10 protein-coding genes are annotated in these 12,522 nt (G+C 64.3%); 6 read left to right on the forward strand and 4 right to left on the reverse strand.

Annotation, left to right across the window (positions count from 1 at the left end; translation table 11 throughout):
- Nucleotides 1–57: 57 nt before the first annotated feature.
- Both EN874_RS09555 and EN874_RS09560 read left to right on the forward strand, forming a co-directional pair.
- Nucleotides 58–522 carry a nuclear transport factor 2 family protein gene (locus EN874_RS09555; protein WP_168247449.1) on the forward strand — a complete coding sequence of 155 codons (465 nt, stop codon included), beginning with the start codon at nucleotides 58–60 and terminating at the stop codon, nucleotides 520–522.
- A gap of 9 nt (nucleotides 523–531) precedes the next feature.
- Complete coding sequence (locus EN874_RS09560; protein ID WP_127424559.1) at nucleotides 532–1,101, forward strand: TetR/AcrR family transcriptional regulator; 570 nt, start codon at nucleotides 532–534, stop codon at nucleotides 1,099–1,101.
- Nucleotides 1,102–1,110: 9 nt separating this feature from the next.
- Here the strand turns inward: EN874_RS09560 and EN874_RS09565 are convergent, their stop codons facing one another.
- The 4 genes from EN874_RS09565 to EN874_RS09580 all read right to left on the reverse strand — a co-directional run bounded on the left by EN874_RS09565 (nucleotide 1,111) and on the right by EN874_RS09580 (nucleotide 5,881).
- A complete protein-coding gene (locus EN874_RS09565) occupies nucleotides 1,111–1,920 on the reverse strand; it encodes an MBL fold metallo-hydrolase (protein WP_127424560.1) in 810 nt (269 codons plus the stop codon).
- 43 nt (nucleotides 1,921–1,963) lie between these two features.
- Nucleotides 1,964–2,839, reverse strand: coding sequence for an aldo/keto reductase (locus tag EN874_RS09570; protein WP_127424561.1), 876 nt, complete (start codon nucleotides 2,837–2,839; stop codon nucleotides 1,964–1,966).
- Nucleotides 2,840–2,936: 97 nt separating this feature from the next.
- The gene (locus EN874_RS09575; RefSeq protein WP_127424562.1) at nucleotides 2,937–3,326 is read right to left on the reverse strand and encodes a DUF305 domain-containing protein; all 390 of its coding nucleotides are present in this window, start codon (nucleotides 3,324–3,326) and stop codon (nucleotides 2,937–2,939) included.
- 44 nt (nucleotides 3,327–3,370) lie between these two features.
- Complete coding sequence (locus tag EN874_RS09580) at nucleotides 3,371–5,881, reverse strand: heavy metal translocating P-type ATPase (RefSeq protein WP_127424563.1); 2,511 nt, start codon at nucleotides 5,879–5,881, stop codon at nucleotides 3,371–3,373.
- A gap of 190 nt (nucleotides 5,882–6,071) precedes the next feature.
- Here EN874_RS09580 and EN874_RS09585 point away from each other — a divergent pair, with 190 nt between their 5' ends.
- The 4 genes from EN874_RS09585 to EN874_RS09600 all read left to right on the forward strand — a co-directional run bounded on the left by EN874_RS09585 (nucleotide 6,072) and on the right by EN874_RS09600 (nucleotide 12,427).
- Entirely contained in the window at nucleotides 6,072–8,876 is a 2,805-nt protein-coding gene (locus EN874_RS09585) for a [protein-PII] uridylyltransferase (RefSeq protein ID WP_127424564.1), read from the forward strand.
- A gap of 46 nt (nucleotides 8,877–8,922) precedes the next feature.
- A complete protein-coding gene (gene murJ, locus EN874_RS09590; protein ID WP_127424565.1) occupies nucleotides 8,923–10,494 on the forward strand; it encodes a murein biosynthesis integral membrane protein MurJ in 1,572 nt (523 codons plus the stop codon).
- Between the two features lie 99 nt (nucleotides 10,495–10,593).
- On the forward strand, nucleotides 10,594–11,124 hold the full coding sequence (locus EN874_RS09595) for a dTDP-4-dehydrorhamnose 3,5-epimerase family protein (protein WP_127424566.1): 531 nt from the start codon (nucleotides 10,594–10,596) through the stop codon (nucleotides 11,122–11,124).
- A 1-nt stretch (nucleotide 11,125) separates the two neighbouring features.
- Entirely contained in the window at nucleotides 11,126–12,427 is a 1,302-nt protein-coding gene (locus EN874_RS09600; RefSeq protein WP_127424567.1) for a glycosyltransferase, read from the forward strand.
- The last annotated feature ends 95 nt before the right edge of the window (nucleotides 12,428–12,522 follow it).

Raw genomic sequence — 12,522 nt, forward strand, 5'->3', positions numbered from 1 at the left:
ACTTATTGTACCGATCGGTACAATATCCCGGCAAACGAGCGAAGCCAGGAGATCCCGATGAGCCGTCCGCCATTGCCGCCCTTCACGGCCGCAACAGCAGCGCAAAAGGCGCGGCTCGCGGAAGATGCCTGGAACAGCCGCGACCCGGAACGGGTTTCGCTTGCCTATACCGAGGATAGCGTCTGGCGGAACCGGGCCGAATTCATTGTCGGCCGCGGCGAGGTCGTCGGCTTCCTGAGGCGCAAGTGGGCGCGCGAGCTGGATTATCGCCTGATCAAGGAAGTCTGGACCTGGAACGGAAACCGCATCGCGGTGCGCTTCGCCTATGAATGGCATGACGACAGCGGCCATTGGTTCCGCTCCTACGGCAACGAGAACTGGGAGTTCGACGAAGCCGGGCTGATGCGGCGGCGTGTGGCGAGCATCAACGACCTGCCGATCACCGAGAGCGAGCGCAAATATCACTGGCCGCTCGGCCGCCGGCCGGACGATCATCCCGGCTTGACCGAGCTCGGGCTGTAGAGCGCGCCAATGCGCAGGATCGCGCCCGATCGTGACGGCCTGCTGGCCATGATCGGCGAGGTCTTTCGCGAGCATGGCTATGAGGGCGCCAGCCTGGCCTTGATTGGCGCGGCGACAGGGCTCGGCAAGGGAAGCCTTTATCACTTCTTTCCCGGAGGCAAGGAAGAGATGGCGAGCGCAGTCATCGCCCATATCGACGGCTGGTTCGAGAACAACGTGTTTGCGCCGCTGCGCGACAGCACCGATCCGCAGGTCGGGATCGAGCGGATGCTCGAGGCGACGGACAGCTATTTCCGCTCGGGACGGCGCGTTTGCCTGATCGGCGCTCTTGCGCTGGAGGAATCGCGCGATCTCTTCGCTGGCCAGATAAAAGACTATTTCGGCCGTTGGGTCACGCATCTCGCCGAAGCGCTGGCGCGATCCGGGCGCCGGCTTGACGAGGCCGGCGAGTTGGCCGAGGAAACCGTCGCCGCCATCCAGGGCGCATTGACACTTGCCCGTGCCGCCAAAGACCTCGACGTGTTTTCGAGAGCATTGCGGCGACTACGGATGCGGCTTGGGCCGCCGGCCAAGATCTAGCCTTGGTTGCTACAAAGGTTCGAAGCGGAAGGCTGTTTCGGTTCGGGAAACCCGGCCGACGCCCGGTGAATCGAGATGCGCTCCTGCAACGCACCAGCCGTTGTCGGCGGCAAGGGCCAATATCCGCAACCGGGTCGCCCGCGCCTGTTCCTGGTCGGCGTCGAATTCCCACGCGATCTCGGGCCGATCGAACTGAAGCGACGGCACATGCACAAGATCGCCCCAGGCCAACAAGGTTTCGCCGCCGCTCGTGACACGAAAGCAGGTATGGCCGACTTCATGACCCGGGGTGGCGATCGCCTCGATCCTCGCGCTCAGGCGCTGTCCCGGGTCCAAAGGCTGCGCCCGATCATGGAAGCGGCTCAATCTCGCTTGCGACCGGAACATGTCGAGCTCGGCTCGAGGCACGAACAGGCGGGCGAGCTGCGGGAAGCCGTCCCCACCGTCCGGACGGATGAGACCATGGATATGGTCGAGATGGGTGTGGGTGAAGGCGACCGTGCGTATCCGATCGGCGGCGATCTTCGCCTCGCTCAGCGCCTGCGGCAGAAAGCCCATCGTCGGATGCCAGGCGTTTGAGGATCCCGTGTCGATCAGCGTGATCTCTTCGCCCTCGTCGATGGCAAAGGCATTCACCGACAATCTCAGTGCGCCGTCGAAGAGCGGTACCTGCGACGGGAGATCGTCGCCTAATGGCTTGTCTCCCGGCTGGCGCAGTCGCCGGACCGGCATGTCGACATAGCCGTCTCGCAGCGACGTGACCCTGATGTCGCCGACCTTGTAGGTCGTGTGATACGGCTCGGTCGAGATTCGTCGCAACGCTTGCTCTCTTTCAACCGCACATTTTGCGGTGAGGTTTCGGCTAGATCATCTCCAGGCCGCGCTTGCGCGTCGGCGGCGGGAAGACGCGGTCGAGATCGGCGAAATCTTCCGCTGTCAGAGCGATGTCGAGCGCGGCGGCGTTCTGACGAACGTGTTCCTGCCGGCTGGCCTTCGGGATGGCGATGACGCCCTTCTGCGCCATCACCCAGGCAAGCGCGATCTGCGCGGCCGCCGCGTCGTGGCGGGCGGCGATCGCGTCGAGCCTGGCGTTGCGGGCGAGCGCACCCTGCTCGACCGGCGAATAGGCCATCAGCGGGATGCCGCGCTCGAAGCTCCACGGCCCGAGATCGAATTCCGGGCCGCGCCGCGAGAGATTATAGAGGACCTGGTTGGTCTGGACGTTGGCGCCGGAGGGCAGGCCGACCAGTTCCTCCATCTCGTCGGTGTCGAAATTGCTGACGCCCCAGTGGCGGATCTTGCCTGCCGCCTTCAGGGCCTCAAAGGCTTCGACGGTTTCGGCCAACGGCACGCTGCCCGGCCAGTGCAGCAGATAGAGATCGATGCGGTCTGTGGCGAGCCGCCTCAAACTGTTCTCGCAGGCCCGCTTGACGCCGGCGCGCGAGGCATTGGTCGGCAGCACCTTGGAAACCAGGAAAGTCTCGTCGCGGCGCCCGGCAATCGCTTCCGCCACCACCTCCTCGGCCCCGCCGCCGGCATACATCTCCGCCGTATCGATCAGCGTGATGCCGAGGTCGAGGCCGAGCCTCAATGCCGCGACCTCGTCAGGGCGGCGCCGGCGGTCCTCGCCCATCTTCCATGTGCCTTGACCCAGCACCGGAACGGCTTCGCCGGATGCCAGAGTGGTGGTTCTGATTTCAGAAGACTTGGTTTTGGAAGACGTCGGCTTGGAAGACATGGGGGGCTCGCTCCGCGTGAATCGGGATCGCAGCACAGGCATGGCCGAAAATCCAGACCGAAGTCCTCGCTTCTGTCCGGATTCCAGCGCGGAGGGACTACTTCACCGGATGCTTGGCAAGCCAGTCCTGCATCTCCTTGATCTCGGCTTCCTGCGCCTTGACGACGCCTTCCGCGAGCTTGCGGATTTCTGGGTCCTTGCCGTTGGCGATCACCACCTTGGCCATGTCGATCGCGCCCTGGTGATGCGGGATCATGCCGCGCACGAAGTCGACATCGGCATTGCCGGTATAGTTGAGCATCATGTCCGTGTGCATCTTGTCCATCGCCGCCTTGTAGCCGACGGTGGCGGGGCTGTCCGCGCCCATCGCCATGCCGGTCATATCGTGCTTCATCTCCTCGGACTGCGCCGGAACGCTTTCGAGGAACACCGCCAGCAGCATTCCCGCCGCCATCAGCAGCAGCACAATCTTCTTGGCCAAGGTCATCCATGATCTCCTGTTGAATGGAATGTCGTATTTGGGAGCTTCGCTCAGAGTTTCAACGTCCGGAGCCGCAACGCGTTGCCGATCACCGAAACCGACGAAAGGCTCATCGCCGCCGCCGCGATCATCGGCGACAGAAGCGTGCCGGTGAGCGGGTAGAGCACGCCGGCCGCGACCGGCACGCCGAGCACGTTGTAGAGGAAGGCGAAGAACAGGTTCTGGCGGATGTTGCGGATCGTCGCCTGGGCCAGCGCGCGGGCCCTGACGATGCCGTTGAGGTCGCCCTTGACCAGCGTGATGCCGGCGCTTTCGACCGCGACATCGGCGCCGGTGCCCATGGCGATGCCGACATCGGCGCCAGCCAGCGCCGGCGCGTCGTTGACGCCGTCGCCGGCCATCGCGACGCCAGCACCCTTGGCGCGCAGTTCGTCGACCAGCGCGCCCTTCTCATCCGGCAGCAGGCCGGCGCGAACCTCGTCGATGCCGAGCCTTCCGGCGATCGCTTTTGCGGTGCGCTCGTTGTCGCCGGTCGCCATGATGATCCTCAAGCCCTTGTCGTGCAGCGCCCTGATTGCTTCGGCCGTGGTCGCCTTGACGGGATCGGCGACGGCGACGAGGCCGGCGAGCCTGCCGCCGACGGCAACGAACATCGCCGTCTTGCCTTCGGCCTGCAACGCCTCCGCCCTGGCGGAAACCGCTGCGGTATCGACGCCGAGGTCGGCCATCATCGCCGCATTGCCGAGCGCGACCTTTTTGCCGGACGCCGTGCCGGAGACGCCCTTGCCGGTGAATGCCTCGAAGTCTTCGGCATCGGCAAGCTTGACGCCGCGTTCGGCGGCACCATCGACGATCGCCTCGGCAAGCGGATGCTCCGAGCCTTTTTCAAGGGCGGCGGCGAGCGCCAGCAATTCATTCTCCGCGATGCCCTCGGCGGCGGCGACATCGGTCAGCCTTGGCCGGCCCTCGGTCAAGGTGCCGGTCTTGTCGACGATCAGCGTGTCGACGGAAGCAAAACGCTCCAGCGCCGCGGCTTCCTTGATCAGCACGCCGGCATGCGCGCCGCGCCCGGTCGCGGTCATGATCGACATCGGCGTGGCGAGGCCGAGCGCACAGGGGCAGGCGATGATCAGCACCGACACGGCCGAGACGATGGCGAAGGCCAGGCTGGGCTCGGGGCCGAAGAACGACCAGGCAATGAAGGCGACGATCGCCACCAGCACGACAGCCGGGACGAAATAGAAGGAGACGCGGTCAGCCAACCCTTGAATGGGGGCGCGCGAACGCTGCGCCTTGGCGACCATCTCGACGATGCGCGAAAGCGTGGTCTCGGCCCCGACCTTTTCGGCGCGCATGATCAGCGAGCCGTTCTTGTTCAGCGTGCCGCCGGTGAGAGGATCGCCTTCCGACTTTTCGACCGGCAGCGGTTCGCCGGTGATCATCGATTCGTCGATCGCCGAGCGGCCCTCGAGCACGGCACCGTCGACCGGCACGGCATCGCCGGGGCGGATGCGGAGCTTGTCTCCGGTCTTGACGCTGTCGAGCGGCACGTCCTTCTCGGACCCGTCGGCGCCGATCAGCCGCGCCGTCTTCGGCGCAAGGTCGAGCAAAGCGCGGATGGCTGAGCCCGTGCGTTCGCGGGCCCTGAGTTCCAGCACCTGGCCGAGGAACACCAGCGCGACGATGACCGCGGCCGCCTCGAAATAGACCGGCACTGTGCCGTCATGGCCGCGGAACTGATGCGGGAAGACATCCGGGAACAGCGTCGCCACAAGGCTGAACAGGTAGGCGGCGCCGACGCCGAGCGAGATCAGCGTCCACATGTTGGGGCTGCGGTTCAGCATCGAGTCCCAGCCTCGGTGGAAGAACGGGAACGCCGCCCACAGCACCACCGGGCTCGCCAGCGCAAGTTCCAGCCATGTTTTCGTGCGGCCGTCGATGAAGCTTTCGAAGCTGACGCCCAGCATCGGCGCCATGGCGATGACGAGAAGCGGCAGCGAGAGCACCGCGCTGACCCAGAAGCGGCGGGTGAAATCGACCAGTTCCGGGTTCGGACCCTCGTCGCCGGATGGCACGCCCATCGGCTCCAGCGCCATGCCGCAGATCGGGCAGGAACCGGGCTTGTCCCGGATGATCTCGGGATGCATCGGACAGGTGTATTGCGTGCCCTTCGGCACCGGCTCTGGCGTGGGCCGGCCGGCAAGATATTTTGCCGGCTCTGCTTCGAACTTGCCCTTGCAGCCGGCCGAACAGAAATAGAAGCCCTGCCCTTCGTGGCGGATGAAATGCTTCGCGCTCGCGCGGTCGACATTCATGCCGCAGACGGGATCGGTAGCCGTCAGATATGTTTCCGGCTCGGCCTGGAACTTCGTGCGGCAGCGCTCGCTGCAGAAATGAAAGGTCCGGCCGCCATGCTCGGCCGTCGGCTTGCCGGCGGCCGGATCGACCGTCATGCCGCAAACCGGATCGCGAATCACCGCTTCGGCAGCGGGCGCGGCATTTTTTGCCGAACAGCAGGATGCGCCATGTGCATGAAGGTGGTTGTGGTCGGAATGACTCATGATCAAAATGCCTCGCAATTCTCGAATTGAGGCGGAGGTAGTCCTTCCAGTTACTGGAAGGTCAAGGGCCGGTTTGGATTTTTGGGAAGTTTGGTCGGGCGACCGTAAATCGTCCTTCTCCCATGCGATGGCAAACGCAGCCGCTAGCCCCATACACAGCGCTGAGAAAACACGCTATAGACGCCGCCGAATGGCAAAGATCTCCTTGAAACTCGACGAAATAATCGACGGCGACGCTTTGCGCCGCGACATGACGGCGCTGACCGCGGCGAGCGCCGGCGACGGCTCCAGCAAGGCTACTCGCACGGCCGTCCTCCAGCTGCTGAAGGGCGGGCTTGGCGAAGGACGGTCGATCGCGGAAGCGATGCTGAAGGAGGATGGCGGCGGCAATGCCTGCGCCGAGCGGCTGTCGCATCTGATGGACGAGCTGATCAGGGCGCTTTACGACTTCGCCGCGACCCATGTCTACCGGGTCAAGAATCGATCCGCGGCCGAGCGCATGGCGGTCGTCGCGGTCGGCGGCTACGGGCGCGGCACGCTGGCGCCGGGTTCCGACATCGACCTGTTGTTCCTGCTTCCCTACAAGCAGACGCCGTGGGGCGAGCAGATCGTCGAATACATGCTCTACATGCTTTGGGACATGGGGCTGAAGGTCGGCCACGCCACCCGCAACATCGAGGAGTGCCTGAGGCAGTCGCGCACCGACATCACCATCCGTACCTCGATCCTGGAAGCACGCTTCCTGTGGGGCGAACAGAAGCTCTATGACGAATTGCTGACCCGCTTCGACCATGAGGTGGTGCGCACCACCGGACCGGAATATGTCCAGGCCAAGCTCGCCGAGCGCGACGAGCGCCACGCCAAGGCAGGCGAGAGCCGCTATCTGGTCGAGCCGAACGTCAAGGACGGCAAGGGCGGCTTGCGCGACCTGCAGACGCTGTTCTGGATCGGCAAATATTTCTATCGCGTGCGCACCGGCGAGGAGCTGGTCGAGAAAGGCGTCTTCACCGAGGCCGAGTACCGCGAATTCCAGAAGGCGGAAGATTTCCTGTGGGCGGTCCGCTGCCACATGCACTTCCTCACCGGCAAGGCTGAGGAACGGCTGCATTTCGACATCCAGCGCGAGATCGCGGAGCGGCTGGGCTACACCACGCATCCCGGCCTGTCGGCGGTCGAGCGCTTCATGAAGCACTACTTCCTCGTCGCCAAGGATGTCGGGGACCTCACTCGCATCTTCTGCGCCGCGCTGGAGGAAGAGCAGGCCAAGCACGTGCCCGGCTTCAACCGCATCTTCCTCACCTTCTCGCGGCGCAAGCGCAAGCTTGCCGGCACATCCGACTTCATCGTCGACAACCACCGCATCAACATCGCCGATGACAGCGTGTTCGAGCGCGATCCGGTCAACCTGCTCAGGCTGTTCTGGTTCGCCGACAAGCACGGGCTGGAATTCCATCCCGACGCGCTGAAGCTGCTCACGCGCTCGCTCGGCCTGGTCAACAAGTCGCTGCGGCGCGACGAGGAGGCCAACCGGCTGTTCCTCGACATCCTCACCTCGGACCGCAATGCCGAGCTCAATCTCAGGCGCATGAACGAGGCGGGACTGCTCGGCAGGCTGATCCCGGACTTCGGCAAGATCGTCGCCATGATGCAGTTCTCGATGTACCACCACTACACGGTGGACGAGCATCTCATCCGCTGCATCGGCGTGCTGGCCGAGATCGAGCGCGGCGACGGCGCGAAAGTGCATCCGCTGGCCCATTCGCTGATGCCCGGGCTGAAGAAGAGCCGCGAGGCGCTCTATGTCGCGGTGCTTTTGCACGACATCGCCAAGGGCCGGCCGGAAGACCATTCCGAAGCCGGCGCCAGGATCGCGCGCCGCATCTGCCCGCATATGGGGCTGTCAGCCGCCGACACCGAGACGGTCGCCTGGCTGGTCGAGAACCATCTCGTCATGTCGATGACGGCGCAGACGCGCGACCTCAACGACCGCAAGACGATCGAGGACTTCGCCTCGATCGTGCAGTCGGTCGAGCGGCTGAAGCTGCTCCTGATCCTGACCGTCTGCGACATCAGGGGCGTCGGGCCGGGCGTGTGGAACGGCTGGAAAGGGCAGCTGCTGCGCACGCTCTATTTCGAGACCGAGCTGCTATTGACCGGCGGGTTCTCCGAAGTCTCGCGCGCCGAGCGCACTTCCGCGGCGCGCGAGCGACTGGCCGAGGCGCTCTCCGCCTGGCCGGCGAAGGAGCGCAAGCGCTATGTCGCGCAGCATTACGAAAACTATCTTTTGACCGTCGACCTGCCCGACCAGTTGCGGCACGCCGAATTCGTCCGCGAGGCGGACGCAGCCGGCAAGAAGCTCGTCACCATGGTGAAGACGCACGAGTTCGAGGCGGTGACCGAAATCACGGTGCTGGCGCCGGACCATCCGCGCCTGCTTTCGGTGATTGCCGGCGCCTGCGCCGCGGCCGGCGGCAACATCGTCGACGCGCAGATCTTCACCACCTCCGACGGGCGCGCGCTGGATACCATCTTGATCGGCCGGGAATTCGACCGCGACGAGGACGAGCGGCGGCGCGCCGAGCGCGTCGGCAAGCTGATCGAGGACGTGCTGTCCGGAAAGAGCTGGCTGCCGGAGATGATCGAGAAGCGCACCAAGCCGAAGCGCGGCGCCAAGGTCTTCCGCATTCCGCCGCGCGCCGAGATCCGCAACACGCTGTCGAACCGTTTTTCCGTGATCGAGATCGAGGGGCTGGACCGGCCGGGCCTGCTGTCCGAGATCACCGGCGCGCTGTCGGACCTTTCGCTCGACATCGCATCGGCCCACATCACCACTTTCGGCGAGAAGGTGATCGACACCTTCTACGTCACCGACCTCACCGGCCAGAAGATCGACAGCCCGACACGCACGGCCACAATCCACAAGCGGCTGATCGACACGCTCGAAGGCAACGCCCCCGAACGCAACGGCAAGGCCAAGGCGGCGGCCGCCGAGTGACCATCACCATCCATTTGACGCAATTCCGCAGGCAGTCATCCAGCGCATGAGCCTTGTCAAGAAATTCGCCACCGTCGCTTCCGGCACGCTGATGAGCCGCGCGCTGGGTTTCGGCCGCGAGATGCTGATGGCGGCCGCTCTCGGCACCGGGCCGGTCGCCGACGCCTTCAACGCCGCCTTCCAGTTCCCCAACACCTTCCGCAGGCTGTTCGCCGAGGGCGCCTTCAACGCCGCCTTCGTGCCGCTGTTCGCCAAGGAGATCGAGACGCACGGCACCGACGGCGCCAGGCGTTTTTCCGAGGAAGTGTTCGGCGTGCTGTTCTCGGCGCTGCTCGCGCTGACCATCGCGATGGAACTGGCGATGCCGCTGATCGTGCGCTACCTGGTGGCGCCGGGCTTCGCCGACATCCCGGGCAAGTTCGAGACGACCGTCCGGCTCGCGACGATCATGTTCCCCTATCTGATCTGCATGTCGCTCGGCGCCATGATGGCGGGCATGCTGAACTCGCTGCGCCGCTATTTCGCGGCGGCGATCGCGCCCGCCTTCCTCAACATCATCCTGATCGGCGTGCTCGCCTATGCCTGGTATCACGGGCTGGACGCGCGTGATGTCGGCTTCGGGCTCTCCTGGGGCGTGCTGGCGGCGGGCATCGTGCAGCTCGCCATCGTCTGGGTGGCAGTGCGCCATGCCGGCATCTCGATCGGCTTCCGCCGGCCGAAGATGACGCCCAACGTCAAGCGGCTGCTGATCCTGGCGCTGCCGGCGGCGATCACCGGCGGCATCACCCAGATCAACCAGCTGATCGGCACGGCGATCGCCTCTGGGCAGAACAGCGCCGTGTCGTCGCTGGCCTATGCCGACCGCATCTACCAGCTGCCGCTCGGCGTCGTCGGCGTGGCGGTGGCGATCGTGCTGTTGCCGGAACTGTCGCGGGCGCTGAAATCGGGCAATCTGATCGAGGCGGCCAATCTGCAGAACCGCTCGGTCGAGTTCACGCTGTTCATGACCTTGCCGGCGGCGGCGGCGCTCTGGGTGATGTCGGAGCCGATCGTGCGGCTGGTCTATGAGCGCGGCGCCTTCGCCGCCAACCACTCGACGCCGACCGTCGCCTCGATCCTGGCGATCTTCGGCCTCGGCCTGCCGGCTTTCGTGCTGATCAAGGCCTTCACGCCCGGCTATTTCGCGCGCGAGGACACGCGCACGCCGATGATCTTCGCCGCCATCTCGGTCGGTGTGAACGTCGCCACGGCGCTCACCTTGTTTCCCTCGATGGGCGCGCCGGGCATCGCGGTCGCGTCGGCGATAGCCGGCTGGGTCAACGCGCTGATGCTGCTCGGCATGCTGATCCGGCGAGGCCATTGGGGCCGCGACGTCCCGCTCATGAAACGCATTCCAAGGCTGGTGCTGTCGGCGGCGGTGATGGCGGTCGCGCTTTACTTCGCCGAGCACTACTTCGCCACAAAACTCGGACCCGGCTCGCCGCTGGTCATCAAGGCGACGACGCTGCTCGCGCTCGTCGGCGGGGGTGCCGCGCTCTACTTCATCACCGCTTTCGGCACCGGCGGCGCCGATTTCGGCATGATCCGCAGGAACATCGGGCGAAACCGTAACGGCTAGGCCCTTCGTAAGCTGACCCGAACTCCACGCCAGCTGTTGAGACGCCAGCGCCAGGTCGTGTATTACCTTTCGTCAGCGAGCCGGTTGGAGATCCGTTGAATGCAAACGCTGTCGCTTGACGATTTCGTTGATGACAAACCATGGCGCGACGAGATTCCTTTGCTGGAGGACATTTCCAACGGCAATCTGATAGCCGGCGTCCGGATTCAACGGCTGATCACACGTGGAGACGAGCGTGGCGATCTTACGGTTCTCATGTCGGCGCTGCGAGAGCCCATCACCCCGCCGCCGCATGTCTATCTGGTATCGGCCGAGCCGGGATCGATCAGGGCATGGGTCTATCACAGGCGGCAGTTCGACCGACTCGCCTATACAAATGGCGACATCAGGGTCGTGCTCTACGATCTGCGCGAGGATAGCCCGACATACCGAAAACTGGAGATTCTCGACGTCGGCGCGGCCAACAAGGTCCTGCTGACAATTCCGCCGTGTGTCGTTCATGGGGTTCAAAATCGCGGCAAGAGCACCGCGACATTCGTCAACATGCCGACCAACTTCTACGACCCTGAAACTCCCGACAAATTGCGAATTCCTTTCGATCACCCGGGCGTCCCGTACAGATTCGAATAAGGTGACGACGTTTTCCGTCATCATGGCGACCTACAATCGCGGCAGGCACATTCTTCCGTCGATACATTCGGTGCTGCGCCAAACCCGCCAGGACTTCGAGCTGCTGGTGGTGGGCGATTGCTGCACGGACGATACAGCCGATGTGGTCCGGGCGCTTGCGTCTCCTCGAATCCGCTGGGCGAACCTGCCAGAGCGCGGCGGCAGCCAGGCCTTTCCCAACAATGCGGGGATAGAAATGGCGCGCGGGCAATACATTGCCTATCTCGGTCATGACGATATCTGGGCTCCGGACCATCTCCAGGCGCTCGCCGATCATTTCGGGCGAGAACCGCGACCGGACTTTGTCGTCAGCGGCGCGATCTTTCACGGGCCCAGGGCAAGCAATTATCGCTGGGTGACGGGCATATTCAGTGAACCGGACGCCGCTCTGAAGCACTTCTTTCCGCCTTCGAGTTTCGGCCACCGACGCGACGTCGTCGATCGGCTCGGCAAGTGGCGCAATCCGAAAGAGATAACAGCGCCGGTCGACTCGGACTTCATGCTTCGAGCGACAAGGTCAGGCATGCATTTCATGTCGACGCAGCGGATCACCGTCCAGAAATTCGCGGCCGGTCACCGTTACCTGAGCTATCTGAGCCAAAGCTCGGACGAGCAGGACCGAATGGTCCGACGAATGGCCCGGCCTGGATTTGACGGCTATCTGGCCTCCGAAGTGGCCAAGGCGAAGGCAGCCAACGCCTACATGGTCGTCGTCCATCCGGATTACGAGCAATTCGAGAAAGGCCAGCTTGCGACCCAGATCGCGACGAACAAGGGCATCGTCCGCCCCGACCTGCGCGACCTCAGGCGGCGCGAGGTCATCAGGCAGGACAACACGGCAAAGGCGCTCGACTGGTTTCCGCTCCAAACGGCCGCCGGCTGGACAATCTGGGTTGGCTGCAATCCGCGGCCAAAGCTGCTTGTGCCGTTCAAATATGACGGCAAGGCGCGGATTCGCATGGACATATGGCACCTTCACCGCGAGGCGCTGACCGGGCTCAAACTGGCTGCAAACGGCGAGCCGGTTGCGGCAAGCGTTTCCGGAGCGCGCCAGGAGGGCGATCTCTGGACCGCGCAAGCGACGTTTGAAACGGCGCTGCGAAAGGACGATCATACGATCCTCGAGCTTCACCTCACCAGATTGCAGAGACCCGCAGGACGCAACGGCATCGGCGTAGCCGACATCGAGGTTACGCCGCTTGGGTGGCGAAGCATTGTTGCAAAGGGAACGCAGCTGCTCGCCAAGTTTCGGCCAGCCCGCTGATATCTCTTGCCGCGTTTTTCGCCTTCGTCCATAAGCGCGCCGTCGCAAGACTTTCGCCGCGCGCGGTTTCCAGCCGCATGATTGGCTCCAAAAAG

The sequence above is a fragment of the Mesorhizobium sp. M1D.F.Ca.ET.231.01.1.1 genome, assembly GCF_003999155.2.
Lineage (GTDB): Bacteria > Pseudomonadota > Alphaproteobacteria > Rhizobiales > Rhizobiaceae > Mesorhizobium.